The organism is Gottfriedia sp. NPDC057991 (genome assembly GCF_042886615.1).
Classification (GTDB): Bacteria; Bacillota; Bacilli; order Bacillales; family Bacillaceae_G; genus Gottfriedia.
This window is the reverse complement of the sequence record NZ_JBHVQN010000002.1, coordinates 397,666-415,176: the sequence shown is the minus strand read 5'-3', so window position 1 is coordinate 415,176 and position 17,511 is coordinate 397,666. Positions and strand designations below refer to the sequence as shown.

Below are 17,511 nucleotides of genomic sequence, written 5' to 3'. Positions count from 1 at the left end.
TCTTATACCCTCAATGCTGATAGCGTTTTCATTTTTTTTGCTTTCATCATCGAAATGTACTTAATTAAAATTATCATAATATGACGAAAAATAGAAGGAGTTTTTTCATTGTTTAGATAATTTAGAGTTATTTAAGAATAGTTGAATTTTCAAAAATCGTATATTTATTTGAAACAATAAATATATATTAATTCCTAGTTTAACATTCTTCAACTATTAATTTTTAGATTGGAAAATATTATATAATGAAAGCGCTTTGTTATGGTTTAAAATTGTTTTTCTTTATTTATTAAAGCTCTAGACTTGTAAGCAGTCCCAATAAAAGTATCTGTATATAGGAAAATCATCACTCTTTTTTAGGTGAAATGTCCTGTTTTTATATTTTTCATTTCATCGACTCTATACAAAAAAATGAATAAAACCAGTTCAAAAATTTTCTGAATTTTTAGAACGTAAAATTCAAAAAAAACATTCTTCATATCTCCAGAAGAATGTTTTTTTCACCTAATTTTAATTTCTTATGGGGTAACGATATTAACCCACAGATTAAAATGATCAAATAAATTTACCATCTCTTTAAATTTCTCTTTATTCCCAGTAATGCTTAGCTTCCCATTTGCAATTGCCTTATTTACATCGAGTTTCCCGTACATAATTAAATAAAAAGTTACTTTATCTACAAATAATGTTGCATCAGGACTTGGAGCAGTTAAACCATCACTATAATTAAAAACGGCGTCCTTTATTTCAAATGTGTAATTTGTTTTCAGATCAGTAAAATTCACGTTAAATGTAAAACGCTTATTCTCTGCATTTGGACCATTAAGCGTGATCGAAATATAATCAAAAAAATCTTTTACGCTCATGTTTAAGATCGATTGTTGGTCTACAGTACTTAATGATTGTGAATCATCTATCTTCCTAATACCTTTTCTCAATTCCTGTGCACCCGTCAAATAAACATTTCTCCAGGCTGCAGATTCGGCCCTGTAGCCTAATTGCTCGTAAGATTTAGCTAGTAAGTTCTTAGCCTCTTTGTTATTCGGATTTGCCATGACTACGTTTTTCAAAACTTGAGCAACAAAGCGATATTCACCTTTCTCAAAATCTAGTTTTGCGAGCTTCAAAACCTTCTTTTCTCCACCCATGTATTGAACATATTTCTTTCCAGTCTCTACTTGTGGGAGTGGATCTAAATCAGAGGGATTACCATTAAAATATCCTAAATAATAGTTGTAAACTGCTTTAGCATTTTGCTTCAAATCACCATAATATCCTCGATTTGCCCAATATTTATCAAGACTACTAGGTAATTTTATTTGCTCAGCTATTTCATCTGCAGTGTAACCTTGGTTGGCTAAACGAATTGTTTGATCATGAATATACTTATATAAATCTCGTTGCTTTGTAAGATGCTCTATTACACGAACTTTCCCCCATAACGGCCAGCTGTGTGCTGTAATTAATGTGTCGATTTCTTCTTTACCAAATAACTTAATTGTATCATCCAAAGCTTTTACCCATTCAGAAGCATCTCGTGTTTTTGCTCCTCTTAAAGTATAAAAATTATGCATAGTATGACCCGTATTTTCAGCCACTACTAAAGTTTTGTAATCTTTTATGTAATAATGCATTTCTGATGGTGCTTCAGTATTTAAGGTTAATAAAAACTTAAACTTAACTCCATCTATTTCCATCGTTTGTACTTTATCTTTTATTTCAATTGTCGGTGGCAGAAAGCTGATTGTACCTGTACTAATTCTAGGACCAATCCCATTTGTTACATATCCTTTTTTATTTACTGGTAAAAGATACCCGAACATATACCCCGCTCTTCGTGACATGATATTACCTAAAAGGATATTCTCACTTACTACTTCCTTTGAAAAGTTTAATGGAACAATAATTGGTACCTTTTCTGGATTACTAGCATATTGAACAACTCCTTTTACCCCTCCAAAATGATCGGCATGACTATGACTGATCACTACTGCTTTAACTAACTTTTTAGGGCGATTCGTATAATATAATTCCATTGCTGCTTTAGCAGTTTCAATTGTTGATAATGTATCTAATATGATTAAACCCGTTTTACCTTCTACAATTGTCATTACAGATACATCTTGCCCACGAATTTGATATACCCCATCGACTACTTTATAAAGTCCAGGAGTATTTATTAATTGAGCTTGTCTCCATAAAGATGGATTTACTGTTAACGGTGGATTCCCTTCATTAATAATTGAATATTGATTGCGATCCCAAATAACAGCACCTTTTGAATTTTTTAATTGATCTTGCATTAATGGTGCGATGAACCCCTTATGAGCATCATTAAAATCTTGTTTATCATTGAAATTTAATTCACTATAAATTTTTTCATTTGCTTTAATTGTATCTTTAGTAGGAGGCATGGCTTTGGAAAATACTTTTTGAGAAAAGGTGGCACTAAAAAAAATAGTTATTATTAGTAAAAATGATAAACCTTTTTTTTCAAACATGATTCTACTCCTTCTAGTCATCAACATATAGAATTGGAACAAAAAGCAACATAAGTTCTTCAATACGTTACTCTTTGTTCCAATTTATTTTTTATGAGGATATGTATGTTTACTATTAATAATCTTCCTTAAATCTCCTCTAATTAGAGCATCTTTCATTTCTTTTGGGTTAAATGGAATAAACGGTGCTAAATATGGAACCCCCATTGATCTAATTGATGCCATATAAGCGATCAAAATAATTAATCCGATGAAAATCCCTTTTAACCCAAAGAAGAACCCTAAAAATAAAAAAACTAATCTTAACGCCATAACCGATCCATACAGTCCTCCTGCAGCAATCGCAATACTAGAAAGGAAATTAATTCCTACTATTATTAACGTCACCGAATGAATCAGTTTTGCAGTGACTGAAGTTTGTCCAACTACAATAGCCCCTATGAGTGAAACAATAATGACGGTCGATTTAGGAATTCTCAACGATGCTTCAGTAAGTAACTGGAAAATAATCATGACAAATAATATCTCAACGATAATAGGTATCATAGTATCTGACTTTGCGAAAAACACCTTTGCAAATTTATGCGGTACCCAGTCATGATGAAAACGGACCACTGTTTCAAAAAAGCCCAATAAAATAATTGAAAATAACCAGCTAAACAAACGTAAAAACCTGAATCCATATCGACCTGATTTTGTATGATATTCATCGGGTTGATGGAAAAAATGAAGAAAAAGACAAGGAGCGATAAGACTATAAGGAATACCATTTACTAAGATCGCAACACGCCCCTCATATAATGCTGACACAGTGGTGTCTGGACGTTCACACGTAAAAACGGTTGGAAAGAATGTTTTTTTCCCTTCTAAAGCGTCTTCAATTACTCTAGCTTCTAATAAATAGGTCACATCTATATTTTTTATTCTTGACCTTGTTTCATCTAATATGTTTTTGTCAACAAATCCGTCCATATAAATAATCGAAACATCTGTTTTTACTTCGTTGCCTACCTCTAGATTTTCAATACTTAACTTATTTGACGGTATAATATTACGGAGAAGATTGATATTAACTTTTAACTGTTCATTAAATCCTATTAACGAGCCTTTCAATGATCTTTGAGTATCAGGCTCATTGATTGACCGCATTTGCCAATCAGCAGTATCTGCTAAAATTCCTTCTTCATAACCATCAACTAAAATAAGTGTCTTTCCTTTCGATAGTCCTGACAAAATATCTTCATAATTTGTTACCTTCATCACATCAGCAATCGAAAGATGACGGGTGATAAAAGTGTCAATACTGTCGAATTTAATAATTCTTAGCAAAGGCGTAAGAATATTATCTTGAATAGATTGTGTATTCGTTATCCCATCAATATACAAAATTGCAGCATCACGAATGACTTCATCATTTACCGTTAGTAGTCTAACTTTCAAATCAGTACCGTTATTAAACTCTTCTTTTATATAATGAATATTCTTTTCTAAACTTACTACTAAAGTTGACTGTTCCGTGTTATTCACTCAAAATCTCCTTAAGCATATTTTGGTTTAGTTTGTCCTGCATATTCCAATTTATGTTAATTTGGGTGAAGGTTTCAGTTTCGGAAACTAAAAATGCGAACACTTTGTGTACTTTATTCATAAACCTGTGAACTTTGTGCATAATGCAGTGTTTTTGTGCATAATGCAGTGTTTTTGTGCATAATGCAGTGTTTTTGTGTACAATGCAGTAGTTTTAGTTCATAAAACACCTGAAACGTATTTTGGGTGGCTTCTGTACGTTGAAATTGAACCGTGTCGTATTGAAAAACAGTTATTCTAATTTCCAAAATCAGTAAGTAATAGTACTATCATGTTTTTTATAGTCGTATCACGTTTTCTAATAGCAATATCAATAATTCTAATAGAAAAAATTAGAGGATAATTATTAATTTCACATAATTTTATATAGTTGAAAGGTTAAGAATAGGTAATAACAATCATGCATTTACAAAAATTAGAATTTATCGTAGAAGTTGCCAAAACCGGATCCATATCATCGGCTGCGAAAAATCTTCACGTGAGTCAAGCTGGTATTAGTCAAGCGATTGCAAATATCGAGGAAGATCTTGGCTTAAAGATTTCGACCGTTCACGTATAGGTGCCACATTAACAAAAGAAGGTTTAAACATTTTAAAAATATCGAAGGAAATTCTTTTAAAATATGAAGAATTAAGGGAAGAAGCAAGGAAAGGTAAAGTTGACCAAAAATTTGAAATAAGTGTATCAGCAATTCCAGCTTTTAATAATTATTTGGTAACACCTTTTATGGAGTTTAAAAATAAGCATTCAAATATAAATATTGAAATAGTAGAAAATATAACGTTTCGCACGATGGAAAATGTCATACAAAACAAAATTGATCTTGGTATTATTTGTTTGTATGGTGAAATTTTAAAGGAAAAAGATGAATTAATTTGCGATATTATTCAAAAAGGTAAGATGAAGGTATACGTGCAATGACTCACCGTTTGCATTGACCAAGACTATAACGCCTGAAGAGTTACTTCAACAAAAATTTGTTCTCTACAATGGCGATTATATTAAATGGTTTATTAACAACTTTCAACGCAAATACGGAAATATGAATATATTATTTTCTTCCAACCACTGTGTAGAAATTATTCGAACGGTATCTAGTGGAATGGCAATTAGTCTTGCCCCAAATTTTGTATTAAAAAACAATCCAGCCTTATTGGAAGGTAAAGTTGTTGAAGTCGATTTACTAAGTTATGAACCTTTAGTTGTGACACTTGGTCTTTTACGTTTAAAAAAGAAATTATTATCCCCAGTTGAAAAGCAATTCATTAGATTTATTAAATCGGAAATGAATGAATATGTGGGTTAAGTAAAAAAAGATGATATCGTCAGACTGTTGACAAACGCTCGCTTTCTTCGTTGCTTCGCCTGTCTGCGGTGCTCATTACCGTTTAAGGTAACTCCGCTCCTCACCAGGCTTCACGCCTCGAAAGACAAGCGCTTGCAATCAGTCTGATAATCAAGTTTTTAGGGCTTTGTCTACATACTAAAAGATGATACCGTCAACACGATATCATCTTTTGATTTATTCAGTTGATTCTACTTCTTTCTTCTCATGATCTGTTACGCCCAATACATCTAATAAAAAGATGAAAACTGGTATCCCAATAATAAGACCCCATACGCCAAAAAAACGTTCAGAAAACACAAGAATTAGAAATGTATAAAAAACCGGTAAGTTCGTTTTAGCTGATATTAGCTTTGGATTTAAAAAATAAGTTTCAAGTGCATGTAAAACTAAGATCATCAAAATGACATACATAATATGTGTCATTCCACCAATTGTATAAGCTATCGTACAAAGTGGAATTAACGAGATAAACATACCAGCAACCGGGATTAGTCCAAGCAAGAATATCAAGAAGCCTAAACCGATTAGCTGTGGAAATCCCATAAATCTTAATGCGATCACCGATAAAATACAATTCACTAATGCAATTAAAAACTGAGCTTCAATCACTTTTCCAAAAGAACGTGAAAATCTTTCTCCAAAATAAGCCATCTCATAATAAAAAAGTGATATCTTACTATTTTCAAACTTTCTGGTAAATGCAATAATCCTAGGTTTTTCAAGTAGAAAAAAGAAACTCAGAACTAAAGCAATTAATACTTCAATGCCCCATTGGCTAATATTAGAGGCATACTTATATAAAAAATCTAATCCTTGTTCAGTATAACCTGATATTTCAACCTTTTTAATTGCGGTTACAATATAATTGATGATTTTCTCATCTGGTGGATTCATATAAAACGTTTTGATTTGTACTATTAGTTGGACAACTTGAGATGTAATAACAGGTAAATAATTATAGATCCCTACGATTAAAGCTGCCACAATAACTATATACAAAGAATAGACAACTACTAGACGATTAACCGGTAAAATCTTGTTTACTCTATTAATAATAAATTTATGTACTCGATCCATTAAATAAGTAAAAATGAAAATTAGTAAGACTAAATTTATTATTTTGCGAGTTAAGATTAGTACAAGAATGATACAAGCCATCATTGCTAGTCGTCTAAACGTACTACTTTGAAAAAATTTTTTGACCTCCATTCCACAACCCCCTTACTTAGATATTATTGTGCCTGAGTAGTATGGAAATCTTAATTTTTATAATAAAAACATAACCACATCCCAAAGGAAGTGGTTCATAAAATTGCTTCTCTTTTCATTTTTATTTAATAAAATCTTCAATTATGAATTTTCATTTAACAAATTCTTAATGTTGAAAAGAGCCACTTTATATTTTACCAATTCTAATACCAAAAATAAAGATGCAGCTAAACAATTTAAGTCTAGCTGCATCTTTTAATTGAACTTTTTGTGTCAATATTTGTTCGCCTTCCCTTTTCATTCACACTTGGGCACTGAATGAATACTATAGGCATGAGGGTGTGATCCAATGAATGACTATAAGATTAAAGAAGATCTTCGTATTATCGCTACTCTTCAAAGAGATTTAAATGTCGCCGCTGCAGCATTATTATTAACTGGCCAAATTACGATAATAGGCGTATTTGTAACGTCTGGAGAATTTAGTCTTTCTCTAAGTGGACCCTTGTTAGGTAGAGAACGTGTAGAAAGTAAATATGGAGATCAATTTACAAATACTCTCATTGATGTAGTCGATATAATCATTGCTATTTTATTATTAATTGATGAAGTTCGAGTTGTAAGCTCTGTTATAGGACCCGGTAGATTCTCACTCAATGTCAGTGGTCCGATTTTTGGTGCACCAGTTAGCGTACCGACGCTTCCTTTTCTAAAAAAAACCTATTATTTTTGTAAAAAAATTGTTTCGAAACATTTTGATATTGATCCGCGAATCTTTAGTAAATAAAGGAATGGTGATTATGTCTTTAACAGATATCCCTACGGTAAGACCGACTGATACACAAGTTTTTCTTATGGCAATTTCAGTCATTTCGTTTATTTTCTTCTTTACACAACGAAAGTCAAGTGATTCAACGACTTCAACGACACAGGTGAGTTAAGAAATCACTGTTCGTCTTTTTCTAACTCATTATTCATTGGTTTTTCTCTATTCTCGATAACTGATAAAACAGCCTCCTCAATCTCTTCATAGCATGTGCATCTACAAATATTAGAAGATAACCATTCTTTCATCGTTTCATAAGTTGGATGTGGGTGTTTTAATAATAGAGAATGACAATTCATAATAAATCCAGGAGTACAATAACCACATTGAAACGCAAAATTTTCAACAAATGCTTTTTGTATAGGTGAATCTTTTAACCCTTCAATTGTTGTTATTTTTTGTCCAACTGCCTCAATGGCAAGCATTATACATGATTTATAAACAGTATCATTCATAACGACTGAACAGGCTCCGCAATCTCCATTTAAACAGCCTGGCTTTGCTCCAGTTAGACCTAGTTTAGTTCGTAACACATAAAGGAGAGTATCAACTGGACGGATCTCCACTTGTCGAATTTCATCATTAATACTTAAAGAGACACTTAATTTTTTGCTTGGAGACTGGTCCATTACCTTCCCTCCATTTCAATCATTATCTCTTCTATTGTGTTTTTTAGTACAAATAGTCGGTACTCTTTTGAGCCTTCAACATCGTCAAGTACTTCACCTGGAATAAATTGAATTGCTTTTTGTATTCTTTCTTCTACACTCGAGTTCGTATTATTTAGCTCAGCTTCCATTTGCTTTGAGCGAAATGGAAAAGGACATAGCCCACTAAAAGCAAAACGCAATTGATTATCTGATTTAATAGATGCAATCGTCAGTAGTGGATAACCTGTATCCCATTGCTGACGTTTTTTTATGCTCATATATGGTAGATTGATATACTTCTTTTCCGTTAAAAGTTGGATTAGAAGTTGTCCGTCTTGGATTTGTAAGTTTTGATTGAAGATTTGTTCGATTGGAAAAGCCTCTACACCATTGTATCCTGCAACAATCACTTGGCTATCACAAAGTAGAAAAGGTAAAACTGCTTCACGGTAAAAAATTTGACCACATAAGTTTCCACCTAAAGTTATTTTATTCCTGGCAGTCCGGTCTGCAATTTCCATAGATGCTTTAGAAAGTAATGGAAAAAGGTTTTTTTCTTCAATAGCAGTAAGTGAAATGACGGCACCTGAGATTAAAAAGTCCTCATTAAACTCAAATAATTGACACTCTTTTAGATCTTTAATATCAATAAGGGCATCTGTTTCAACCAAATTTAATCGACCAAGAGTTATGATTTCTGTACCACCTGCATAATAGATTGGCCTCTTGTTATTAGCTTTTAAATAATAAAAAGTCTCCAATGCTTCTTTAATCGTCATTGGTTTATAGTATTCTATATTAGAAGATAACAAACTAGTTCCCACCTTCTTTTACTTTCCATAATAGTTCTGGGATAATTGGCAAATTGTAAATTTCAGCCGAAATGGCTGTTGAAAGACTATTTCCAAGTGCAGCTGGCATTCCTAGTAACCCATGTTCGCCTACCCCTCTTGCACCAAATACAGCATCGACTTGTGGTGTTTCAACAAACGCAACTTCATATTTAGGGTTCTCTCCAAATCGAATCGGTCGATAAGTTCGTAATTGCGGATTTAGTACCTTCCCTTGCGCATCGAAATAAAAGGTTTCTCTTGCTGCAAAAGATAAGCCCATACTCATTGCACCTTTAACTTGCCCAGTTGCAGTCTTACTATTTAGTACTTTGCCAATATCAACTGCTGTAACGGCTTTAAGAATCCTATATTCATATGTTTTTAGATTAACTTCTACTTCTACACCATGTGCACAAACTGTCCACTCTGGTCCAGGTTTTCCAGCGCCAGTTTCTCGATTGATTTTTGTTAAACCTGTTAAAATATAATGTCCCCTACCGATTATTTGTCCACCAATCGAATTTCCATTTGGAAATGTGTATCCATAAGCAATCTCTTTAATTGGTATATTTTTTGTAGGCTCACTTCTTATAAATACTTTTCCATAACCTACTTCTAAATCATCAACAGGGGCACGCAATATGAAAGAAGCTAAGTCTTTTAATTGTCTAATTAAATCCTCTGCTGCTGCTAACAATGCTCTTCCGGCCATGAATGTCCCTCTACTTGCAACGGTTTTCCAATGTTCTGGTGTATTGACTGTATTGATATTCATTTGAACATGAATGTCGTCTATGTCCATTTTAAGAATCTCTGCTAACATTTGAGCAAGAATCGTTTTAGTTCCCTGACCGAGTTCTACAACACCAGACATTAAATTAATACTTCCATCTGCATTGTAGATCAATATTACACCTGAGCTTGCATTTGGAGTAATAGTAGATGTTTTCCATGAACAGCTAATTCCTTTTACTCTTACTTTATTATTGCTTAAGTCAATAACTTGGCCTTCCTGCCAATTGATTAATTCTTTCATTTTTTCAATACATTTTAGTAGATTTCCAACTGTACTAGAATTTAATACAACTTGAGTAGGAGTTTGATCGCCTGGTTTAATGGCGTTTCTTTCTCTTAGTTCGATCGGATCCATCTTTAATTTTCTAGCAAGAATATCCATCGCTCGCTCAAATGCAAAATGTACTTCGGAATGACTAAATCCTCTAAAAGGTGCTGGATATGGATGGTTTGTATACATACATAAAGAATCACACCAAATATTTTCGATATTGTACGGTCCAGTACAATCAACCGCACCTGCCCTCGTTAAGTCAATCGATTTATCTGCATATGCCCCTCCATCCCATAAATAGAGAATTTCGGCAACCTTAAGCATTCCATCTTTTGTACATCCTAGCTTAACATTCGCTTCCAAACCGATATGTCCTGGAGATGAAAGCATATCGTTTTCACGAGTGTTATAGATTTTTACTAATCTACCATTTACAGCCCGTGAAGCAATATAGGCTAAAAGCTCTAACTGGATTGCTCCTTTTCCACCATAACCTCCGCCTACAAAAGGTGTATTTACAACAATTTTTCCGGGTTTAATGCCAAAATACACTCCAATTAGATTCTTAACCATAAATGGTGCTTGAGTTGAAGTCGTAATCTCAATTGTGCCATCATGATGAATTTGTGCAAATGAACATCTTGTCTCCATTGCAACATGGTCCGATGATCTGAATGCAAAGTTCTCATCGATCATTACTTCACTTTCTCTCCACCCTTTGTTAAAATCGCCTTTTCTAATTTTAATTCTGGTGGCAATATTTGTACCTGGCTCCGGATATACACCTTCAGTGATTTCATACTCACCTAGTTTAGGATGCACAAGTGGTGCATCTTGTTTAAGTGCTTCTTTTGGAGAATTTACTACAGGGAGTAATTCATATTGTACATTTACTAAATTTGCACCTTGATCCGCTGCATATTGGGTGTCTGCCACTACAATTGCTACTACTTCACCAAAAAATCGAACGCGATCAAATGCAATTGGATAACGATCAAGGATCCCTTCTCCTACTAAGGGTAAATTCTCACCGAATATTATTTTTCTTACACCTTGGATCTTTAGTGCCTCTGTTGAATCTATACTTTTAATCATCGCACTCGCGTATGGGCTTGTTACTAATTGACCATGAAGCATATCATTTGTCTCAAAATCGTTTGTATATTTAGCATGGCCTGTAACTTTTTCGAAGGACTCTTTTCGGGGGATTCCTTTTCCTATTATATGCATGATGTTTTCTCAACCCCTTTCCAAAAAAAAGCATTTCACATTTTAATTAAACCTTTTTTATTCCTACTATTATTTAAAATATAACTGATAACTCATTTATTTATTTCTATAAAACTTATCGTTAGGTTACAGACAATCCAATTTATATTTTTGTGGACTTGTTACCCAAAGTAAAAACCTTGATAAATTTCTTTAATATGAGATTCTTTTAAAAAATTTATGAAGCAAAAACTAAAAAAATGCCCAGATTGGTGAAGTAGCCATCATATAAAACGATTCAAAAAATTGAACATGTCTGGATCACTACCGTCAGATTTTGTTAATTCTATGTTTAATTTCCATACATATCCAATTTATTTACGGGAATAATACTTATATTCTTTGCGGAGTTTTTAAGGAGTTGATACGGATGGAAGTAAACGAAAAAACCTCCATGCTTGAAGAAGTACAAAGCGCATTTCAATCTAGTTCAGATTTTAAATATAAAAAATATTCAATCGAGGAAGTAACTCTACATTTATGTTATTTAAACACTTTGATCGATTCAGAAGTTATTCAAACACATATACTAGAACGGATTTTTTCAAAAAATAATTCAGATCGAATTATAACAACTATTTTAGAAACTGAAGATGCGTATACACTTGATGAATGTATTCAGTTTATTCTTTCTGGAAACGTTATTGTTTTTAATGATAATAATAAAAGTATAGCGAAGTCATATTCTGCACTTTCTGATAATAGCGATCGTTCAATATCAGAATCAATTTCTGAAACAGTAATATTAGGTCCCCATGACAGTTTTGTTGAGAGTCTTCAAACCAACTCAACTTTAATTCGAAAAAGATTACGTACGAAAGAATTAATCATCAAAAATATAACAATTGGTAAAAAATATCCTGTGACGCTTTCCATTTTTTATTTAAACGATATAACGCCAAAATCAATGATTGAAACAATTGAACAGAAAATAAAAAAGCTAGAGACAAGTGGAAAAGTTGAACCTGTACGAATGATCGAAGCTGTACATATTCAAAATATGATAGAAGAGTATCCCTCTTCTCCATTTCCACAAGTGATGTTCACTGAAAGACCTGATCGTACAGTTCGTCATTTATTAACAGGAAGACCTGCAATTATGCTCGATAACGACCCAAGTGCCATATTATTTCCTTATGATATTTATGGTTATTTTCGTAGTGCAGACGATTTTAATTTCCGATGGCTATTCGGGATATTTTTTTATCTTTTAAGAATATTCGCATTTTGGATCGCAGTAACAGTACCTTCAATTTATATTGCAGTTATAACTTATCATTCGAATATTTTACCTAGTTCTATTTTTTATACTTTAAAACTATCAATTGAAAATGTACCACTTCCACCTATCGTCGAAGCTTTTTCAATGATTATCATTTTAGAGTTATTAAAGGAAGCAGCTATAAGACTTCCGGGTCCTATTGGGGCAACGATCGGTACAGTTGGTGCGATTGTCATAGGGACGTCTATAGTACAAACAAATTTAATTTCAAATTCTATGGTTGTTGTAATTTCAGTTACTGCCGTTGCCTCATTCGCACTACCATCAAAAGAAATGTCTATTGCCTCAAGAGTAATGGGCATACCTCTTTTAATCCTTGCATCAATTTTTGGATTTATTGGTATTAGCCTTGGCTTTTTTATGATGCTTGCTCATCTATCAAAAATTAGAGCATTTAGTTATCGATATGTAGAGAATCCAGGTTTCTCCGAATTTGTTTTACTAAAACAAGGAAGGGAAAAGCAACATGATCAATAATAAACACCTATTTTATTTAATTATATTTACACAATTCGGCGTTGCCATTACTAACCTTCCAAATGCAATTTATAAAAAAGCAGGGCACGATGGCTGGATTTCGGCACTTATTGGTGGGTTAATCGTTCAAATTATACTATTTCTTTATTATAGTTTGTATAAGAAATTTCCAAATAAAAGTTTTACAGACTATACAAAAATAATAACGAATCCATTCATTGGAACTTGTATTAATATTAGCTATTTCATCTATTTTTTGTATGTTGTGATCGTAGTATCTCTTAAATTTTCTGATATTATCAACATTTGGATTTTTCCAAAAAGCCCTGCTTGGCTTATTCTCATTTTATTTTTATTTACAGCCTATATTGTCGCGAAAAATGACATCTTAACAATCGCTAGAACGTATGTACTTTGCACATTTATCTTTCTGATATTTATTTTATTTCTACTAGTTTCTTATACAAATACTCATATAGGTAGAATATTACCAATTGGTCAAGCTCCAATTACAAAGATCAGCTCCGGTGCATATTCATCCTTTACTGAAATGTTAGGCTTTGAAATCTTTTTATTTTTACCGCCATTTTTTCAAGATACAAAAAAGAAATTATTCACTTTATCTTTAGCAAATTTTTTTACGACAATAATGTATACCTTTATTATTTTCACGTCCTATATCAGATTAAGCAATAAAGAAAATAGTTACATCATTGACCCCATACTTTATATATTTAAAACTTATCAGTCAAAAATGATCGAAGCTCTAGATACTTTGTTTTTAAGCTTATGGATCATTGTAATTTGTGCAACAGTAATTAGCTATATTTTTATCATTAGTGAAGATGTACATAAGCGTCTATCTTTAATCGTAAAAAATAGAAAAAGCATATTATTTTTCATCATATTAATCATATTTGCTTTTTATCCATTAGTTTCTTCACTAGTAATCAGAAGAGAAACAATTGCGAATTTAGCCAGTTATTTAGATCCCATTTTTATTATCATCATTCCATTTCTACTATTCTTAATTAATAAAGTTAGGGGGCTAATAAACTGATGAGTAAATTTTTTAAAGTTATTTGTTTATGTTCCATTCTTTTATTAGCTACAGGTTGTTGGGATAGTAGAACAATTACTGATAAGACATTAGTTAATGGAATTAGTTTTGATTTAGATCAAGATAAAAAAATTGAGGTCAATGCACTAATACTTGATATTATCGGCAAGGGGGCTGGCGTATTCGATTTCCAGAGTGAAACTGTTGATTCTAAAGGCTTCTCAGTGTCTGATGCTTCAATGCATTTACAATCATTTTTACCAGGAGATATAACGACATCAAAAACTAAAATTATCTTATTAGGTGAAGAGTTCTCGAAAACAAAAATTTCTCATATTTTAAGTACTTTTAGACGGAGACCGTTTTCAAATCTAAATGTAGCTGTCGTAATAACAAATAAACAGGCTGCAAAAAACGTTTTAAAATTAAAAACGGTCGGAACTAAACCGTTATCGGTTATATTGAATCAAACTATAAAGAATGCCGAATTCACTTCAATCGCTCAACAAATACAGCTTTTTAATATTTTTACATATACTTCTGAAGAAGGTATAGACTTTACTTTACCAGTAGTAGATGTAACACCAACCGAACGCGTAGAAGTTACTGGCGCAGGTTTAATGCATAATGGTAGCTATACCGGACATTTCATTTCTTCTGAACAGTCACCGCTTCTTCTAATGATGATGGGGCAATACGGCTCTACCGGTAATTTTATTACAAAGCTTCCTAAAAAATATGAACCGCCTTACAATATACTTGGTTATAATATTATTCGACCTAAAAATACATTAACAGTTTCGACATCCAAAGATAAAATAGAAGTCAATTTAAAAGTTAAAGTTAATGTATCTATAGATGGATTATCTTCAATTAAATTATTAGGCGAGGATGAAATGTGGTCAATTCTTCGTAAAGATCTAAATAAAAGGGCTCAAGAAGTGATTAAAGAAATTCAACTTGCTAATAGTGATGTACTAGGGATTGGTCGATATTTAAAAGAACATCACCCAGAAAAATGGCGAAAACTTAATTGGGAAAAAGAATATCCAACAATTAAAATCAAACCTAAAGTGTTCGTAACTATATTAAATACAGGTTCAGTTGGTAAAGAAACTCAGTTTGAAGAGTAATAAAATAAAAGAAAACTCGCCGATTGGCGAGCCTTTAGGCGAAGACAGAGGTGTAGTTGCATTTATACTTAATTCCTAAAATTGGCAACTATTCGATTTTACTTCTCCGCTGCCAATTTATACACTCTTAATGTGTAAAAAAGATCGTGTAGTCAGTTCCAAATCCTGCCTACACGATCTTTTTTATATACTATTTTTAAACTGTTTTTTTAATTTCTCATAAAATTCTCTTGCTAATGGTGACAAACTTTTCGATTGTAAATGAATCAGCCAAAAGTCAAGGTCGAAAGTAGCCTCTTCCTTTAGCGGAATTATTTTAATGTCTCCATTTAAAACCATCGGTCGATTTCGGATTGAAAATTCATGTAAATACAAAATCGCTTGGCTCTCTTTTACTAACTCATAAAGCAAACTACTTCTATTTGTTTGAAGAACAATATTTTTTGAATTCATTTTTGAAATTTTTTGTAGTGATTTATAGTCTGAGGTTTTATACATAACTATTTTGGTATTTTTCAATTTACTTGGAGATACAGAATCATAAGTATAAAATGGTGATTTCTTTCCGACTGCAATACAAATATGTCCTCTATGTAAATGCTCATATTCAATAAATCTTTCTTTTTTTAACTCTTCTTTTGTAGCAGGAATAAGTGCAAAATCATAATCTTGATTACTGAAATTTTGAATAATACTGGCAGGATTTTCTTCAACAACTTCAAATGTAACTTCATATGGTTCTTCATTAAACATTACCATTGTTTCTTGAAGCAAATATGTAAAAGTAGGAGCAGTTATTATTTTCAAATGCGTTTCACTTCTATTTTTAATATCAAAAATTTCTTTATTAAGCTCTTTAATTGTGCTCAATAAAGTAATTGCCTTTGAAATAACGATTCTCCCTTCAAAAGTTGGCGTAACCCCTTGTTTTGATCGGTTAAAAATTTTAATTCCTAGCTCATTTTCTAACTGAGTAATGGATTGGCTCATGCCAGAAGGTGAGATAAATAATTTTTCAGCAGCCTTCGTAATTGACTTTTCCTTTGCTGCATAAACGATATGTTCCATTTGTTCGAAATTCATGATTCACCACTCTCTTTTGTATGACCAGATATCATTATTATGACTCCGATTGCGCCTCTCGTTTTTGCATTTTTAATTTTATCAATTAATGCATTCGTTCCACGCTTAATGAATGCAATATTTCCATTTAGGTCTTTGCCGTTAAAATCAGCTGTTGTTAACAACGTCGAGCTTTCTCCTCCGCTGCCGATTTATACTTTCTTAATATGTAAAAAAGATCGTGTAGTCAGTTCCAAATCCTGCCTCCACGATCATTTTTATATACTATTATTAAACTGTTTTTTTAATTTCTCAATAAACTCTTTTGCCAATGATGATAAACTTTTCGATTGTAAATGAATCAGCCAAAAGTCAAGGTCGAAAGTAGCTTCTTCCTTTAGCGGAATTATTTTAATGTCTCCATTTAAAACCATCGGTCGATTTCGGATCGAAAATTCATGTAAATACAAAATCGCTTGGCTCTCTTTTACTAACTCATAAAGCAAACTACTTCTATTTGTTTGAAGAACAACATTTTTTGAATTCATTTTTGAAATTTTTTGTAGTGATTTATAGTCTGAGGTTTTATACATAACTATTTTTGCATCTACTAATTCACTAGGTGTTACCGATTCATTCGAATAAAAAGGTGATTTCTTACCGACTGCTATACATATATGCCCTGTATGTAAATGTTCATATTCTATGAACTTTTCTTTTTTTAATTCTTCCTTTGTAGCTGGCATTAGTGCGAAATCATAATCTTGCTTAATAAAAGTTTGAATAATATTAACAGGATTTTCCTCAACCACTTCAAATGTAACTTCATTTTCCTCATTTAACCTCACCATTGTTTCTTGTAGCATATATGTAAAAGTTGGCGCAGTTAGAATTTTCAAATGTGTATTACTTCTATTTTTTATATCATCAATTTCTCGATTAAGTTCTTTAATCGTACTTAATAATGTCATTGCCTTTGCTATAACGATTTTCCCTTCAAAAGTTGGTGATACCCCTTGTTTTGATCGATTAAAAATTTTTATTCCAAGCTCATTTTCTAATTGAGTAATGGATTGACTCATTCCAGAAGGAGAGATAAATAATTTTTCTGCAGCTTTCGTGATTGACATTTCCTTTGCTGCATAAACTATATGTTCCATTTGATCGAAATTCATTTTACAACTTCTCCTTAAGAAAACTAAATC

At 32.2% G+C, this 17,511-nt stretch carries 16 protein-coding genes and 1 pseudogene; 8 read left to right on the top strand and 9 right to left on the bottom strand.

The genetic code is table 11. The features are described 5' to 3' along the window. Positions 1-518 precede the first annotated feature (518 nt). Both ACFVR2_RS09455 and ACFVR2_RS09450 read right to left on the bottom strand, forming a co-directional pair. A complete protein-coding gene (locus tag ACFVR2_RS09455; RefSeq protein ID WP_387361085.1) occupies positions 519-2,501 on the bottom strand; it encodes an alkyl/aryl-sulfatase in 1,983 nt (660 codons plus the stop codon). Between the two features lie 84 nt (positions 2,502-2,585). Further along, positions 2,586-4,028 carry a spore germination protein gene (locus tag ACFVR2_RS09450; RefSeq protein WP_387361083.1) on the bottom strand — a complete coding sequence of 481 codons (1,443 nt, stop codon included), beginning with the start codon at positions 4,026-4,028 and terminating at the stop codon, positions 2,586-2,588. 460 nt (positions 4,029-4,488) lie between these two features. Between ACFVR2_RS09450 and ACFVR2_RS09445 the strand changes: the two genes are divergently transcribed. The 3 genes and pseudogenes from ACFVR2_RS09445 to ACFVR2_RS09435 form a co-directional block, all read left to right on the top strand. Continuing rightward, positions 4,489-4,647, top strand: coding sequence for a LysR family transcriptional regulator (locus ACFVR2_RS09445; protein WP_387361081.1), 159 nt, complete (start codon positions 4,489-4,491; stop codon positions 4,645-4,647). Positions 4,648-4,814: 167 nt separating this feature from the next. Further along, positions 4,815-5,009 carry a hypothetical protein gene (locus ACFVR2_RS09440; protein WP_387361079.1) on the top strand — a complete coding sequence of 65 codons (195 nt, stop codon included), beginning with the start codon at positions 4,815-4,817 and terminating at the stop codon, positions 5,007-5,009. A 10-nt stretch (positions 5,010-5,019) separates the two neighbouring features. Next, positions 5,020-5,394: pseudogene (locus ACFVR2_RS09435) on the top strand (LysR substrate-binding domain-containing protein); the annotation flags it as partial. A 216-nt stretch (positions 5,395-5,610) separates the two neighbouring features. On the opposite strand, the gene ACFVR2_RS09430 reads toward ACFVR2_RS09435, so the two are convergent. Beyond that, positions 5,611-6,645, bottom strand: coding sequence for an AI-2E family transporter (locus ACFVR2_RS09430; RefSeq protein ID WP_387361077.1), 1,035 nt, complete (start codon positions 6,643-6,645; stop codon positions 5,611-5,613). Positions 6,646-6,994: 349 nt separating this feature from the next. On the opposite strand from ACFVR2_RS09430, the gene ACFVR2_RS09425 reads away from it, so the two are divergent. After that, a complete protein-coding gene (locus tag ACFVR2_RS09425) occupies positions 6,995-7,432 on the top strand; it encodes a hypothetical protein (RefSeq protein ID WP_387361075.1) in 438 nt (145 codons plus the stop codon). 13 nt (positions 7,433-7,445) lie between these two features. Further along, positions 7,446-7,586 carry a hypothetical protein gene (locus tag ACFVR2_RS09420; RefSeq protein WP_387361073.1) on the top strand — a complete coding sequence of 47 codons (141 nt, stop codon included), beginning with the start codon at positions 7,446-7,448 and terminating at the stop codon, positions 7,584-7,586. A gap of 4 nt (positions 7,587-7,590) precedes the next feature. Here ACFVR2_RS09420 and ACFVR2_RS09415 read toward each other — a convergent pair whose 3' ends face one another. The 3 genes from ACFVR2_RS09415 to ACFVR2_RS09405 are packed head-to-tail and all read right to left on the bottom strand — an operon-like array spanning position 7,591 to position 11,253. After that, on the bottom strand, positions 7,591-8,100 hold the full coding sequence (locus ACFVR2_RS09415; protein ID WP_387361071.1) for a (2Fe-2S)-binding protein: 510 nt from the start codon (positions 8,098-8,100) through the stop codon (positions 7,591-7,593). Next, positions 8,100-8,933, bottom strand: a complete 834-nt coding sequence (locus ACFVR2_RS09410) for an FAD binding domain-containing protein (RefSeq protein ID WP_387361069.1) — start codon at positions 8,931-8,933, stop codon at positions 8,100-8,102. Before ACFVR2_RS09410 ends, ACFVR2_RS09415 begins: the two co-directional genes overlap by 1 nt. 1 nt (position 8,934) lies before the next feature. After that, positions 8,935-11,253 carry a xanthine dehydrogenase family protein molybdopterin-binding subunit gene (locus ACFVR2_RS09405; RefSeq protein ID WP_387361067.1) on the bottom strand — a complete coding sequence of 773 codons (2,319 nt, stop codon included), beginning with the start codon at positions 11,251-11,253 and terminating at the stop codon, positions 8,935-8,937. A gap of 409 nt (positions 11,254-11,662) precedes the next feature. On the opposite strand from ACFVR2_RS09405, the gene ACFVR2_RS09400 reads away from it, so the two are divergent. The 3 genes from ACFVR2_RS09400 to ACFVR2_RS09390 are packed head-to-tail and all read left to right on the top strand — an operon-like array spanning position 11,663 to position 15,244. Then, positions 11,663-13,051: a spore germination protein gene (locus tag ACFVR2_RS09400; protein WP_387361065.1), complete on the top strand. Its 1,389-nt coding sequence runs from the start codon at positions 11,663-11,665 to the stop codon at positions 13,049-13,051. Then, entirely contained in the window at positions 13,041-14,111 is a 1,071-nt protein-coding gene (locus ACFVR2_RS09395; protein ID WP_387361063.1) for a GerAB/ArcD/ProY family transporter, read from the top strand. The genes ACFVR2_RS09400 and ACFVR2_RS09395 overlap by 11 nt, the downstream gene beginning before the upstream one ends. Further along, on the top strand, positions 14,111-15,244 hold the full coding sequence (locus ACFVR2_RS09390) for a Ger(x)C family spore germination protein (protein ID WP_387361061.1): 1,134 nt from the start codon (positions 14,111-14,113) through the stop codon (positions 15,242-15,244). The genes ACFVR2_RS09395 and ACFVR2_RS09390 overlap by 1 nt, the downstream gene beginning before the upstream one ends. A gap of 183 nt (positions 15,245-15,427) precedes the next feature. On the opposite strand, the gene ACFVR2_RS09385 is transcribed toward ACFVR2_RS09390, so the two are convergent. The 3 genes from ACFVR2_RS09385 to ACFVR2_RS09375 all read right to left on the bottom strand — a co-directional run bounded on the left by ACFVR2_RS09385 (position 15,428) and on the right by ACFVR2_RS09375 (position 17,481). Further along, positions 15,428-16,327, bottom strand: coding sequence for a LysR family transcriptional regulator (locus ACFVR2_RS09385; protein WP_387361059.1), 900 nt, complete (start codon positions 16,325-16,327; stop codon positions 15,428-15,430). Continuing rightward, positions 16,324-16,491 (bottom strand): PA domain-containing protein, encoded by a 168-nt coding sequence (locus tag ACFVR2_RS09380; RefSeq protein WP_387361057.1) that lies wholly within the window; start codon positions 16,489-16,491, stop codon positions 16,324-16,326. Before ACFVR2_RS09380 ends, ACFVR2_RS09385 begins: the two co-directional genes overlap by 4 nt. Before the next feature lie 93 nt (positions 16,492-16,584). Next, positions 16,585-17,481 (bottom strand): LysR family transcriptional regulator, encoded by an 897-nt coding sequence (locus ACFVR2_RS09375; RefSeq protein WP_387361055.1) that lies wholly within the window; start codon positions 17,479-17,481, stop codon positions 16,585-16,587. Between the last annotated feature and the right edge of the window lie 30 nt (positions 17,482-17,511).